This is a genomic window from Kitasatospora sp. NPDC056783, assembly GCF_042789895.1.
GTDB lineage: Bacteria > Actinomycetota > Actinomycetes > Streptomycetales > Streptomycetaceae > Kitasatospora.
In genome coordinates, this window is record NZ_JBHUAF010000700.1 from 1 (window position 1) to 1,509 (window position 1,509).

The following is a 1,509-nucleotide window of genomic DNA, read 5'->3' on the forward strand; positions in this document are numbered from 1 at the left end:
GCCCCGCCCCGGGGAGGGGGCGGGGCCGTCGCGGGGGCCGGGGCCGTCAGAACTGCAGGTCGGTGCAGGAGTAGAAGGCGTTGGCGGTGTCGGCGACGTCCCAGACGGCGACGACCACCTGGTGGCCGGTGCGGCCGGTGGGCAGCGTCGCGGTGTGGACGGTGGTGGCGGCGGGCTGGCGTCCGTTGTAGGGGACGGTCAGGAACGGGGTCAGGTCCAGGGAGGCGCGGGTGATCGGCTGACTGGCGTCGTAGCCGGGCTTGGTCAGGTAGTACTTGAAGTAGCTGGTGGAGTGCCGGGCCTCGATGTTCCAGGTGAAGTTGAGCTGCTGGCCCGCCGTCACCTTGGTGGTCGGCCAGGCGCCGCCGCGGGGGTTGTCCAGCGGGGCCCAGCGGGCGTCGGCGCCGGCGCAGATGGTGCCGTCGGCCGGGCCGCGGGTCGGGAAGCCCTTGGGGCCCTCGACGCTCTGCGGCTCCCACTGGATGTCGCCGCAGTCCCACGGGACGGCGTTGGCGCCGCAGAGCGCGGAACGGCTCGGCGGCAGGTTGATGAAGCCGTGCGACTGGGCGGGCAGGGCCGCCGCGATCGGCAGGGCTATCGCGGCCATGGCGGTCGCGATCAGGTGGCGCTTGCGCATGGTGCTCCTCCGTGGGGGTGGATGGAGTGTGAGCCCGGCGCGGGGGTGCGCGTGCGCGTGGGGGTGCGCACGGCGGTCTGCCCGAGACATGGCATGCCCGCGCCAGACCGGTTGCCCGACACCGTAGGATCTGCTTTCCCCCCGCGTCAATGGTCTGAACCATTTGCGCCAAACCCGTGTGAATACTGGGCACCGTCCGGCATCGCACCCCCGGCACCCCGCGCGCACCCGCCCGGGCAGATTGCTTGCATGAGCGGCATAAAGGCTCTAGCCGATATTTCAGTTCATGGCCTATCCTGGAGGCTAGCCACATCTGGAAGGAGGCCGGGCCCCATGACCGCCACGGACCCCGCGCTCACCGCCCTCGCCAACGGCTGGGGCGCCCTGTCCGTCCTGCACGGCAGGATCGAGTCGCACATCGAACGCGCCCTACAGGCCAATCACGACCTGAGCGTGCGCGAGTACTCACTGCTCGACGTGCTCAGCCGCCAGCACGACGGAGTGGGCGGGCACCTGCAGATGAAGCAGGTCGCCGACGCGGTCGTGCTCAGCCAGAGCGCCACCACCCGCCTGGTCACCCGGCTGGAGGACCGCGGGCTACTGCTGCGCTACCTGTGCCCGACCGACCGCCGCGGCATCTACACCAACGTGAGCAAGGACGGCCTGAAGCTCCTGGAGGAGGCCCGGCCGACCAACGACGCCGCGCTGCGCGAGGCGCTCGACGAGGCCGCCCGCACCCCCGAGCTGGCCTCACTGGTGCGCGCGGTCGAGGCCGTGGACGCGCTCTCGCCCGCCCACTGACGCCGGCCGGCGCCCACACCGTCCACTCCCCCGGGCCCGGCCCGTCCCCACCGCCCCGCGCGGTGGGGACG

General features: G+C 72.4%; 2 protein-coding genes. One reads left to right on the forward strand and one right to left on the reverse strand.

From position 1 onward, the window contains the following. Positions 1 to 46: 46 nt before the first annotated feature. Positions 47 to 637: a lytic polysaccharide monooxygenase gene (locus tag ACFRMQ_RS40700; RefSeq protein WP_380735966.1), complete on the reverse strand. Its 591-nt coding sequence runs from the start codon at positions 635 to 637 to the stop codon at positions 47 to 49. A gap of 333 nt (positions 638 to 970) precedes the next feature. On the opposite strand from ACFRMQ_RS40700, the gene ACFRMQ_RS40705 reads away from it, so the two are divergent. Continuing rightward, entirely contained in the window at positions 971 to 1,438 is a 468-nt protein-coding gene (locus ACFRMQ_RS40705; RefSeq protein WP_380735968.1) for a MarR family winged helix-turn-helix transcriptional regulator, read from the forward strand. Positions 1,439 to 1,509 lie beyond the last annotated feature (71 nt).

Coding starts and splice junctions, on each gene's coding strand:
- ACFRMQ_RS40700 (WP_380735966.1), bottom strand. CDS start 637: ATGCGCAAGCGCCACCTGATCGCGACCGCCATGGCCGCGATAGCCCTG.
- ACFRMQ_RS40705 (WP_380735968.1), top strand. CDS start 971: ATGACCGCCACGGACCCCGCGCTCACCGCCCTCGCCAACGGCTGGGGC.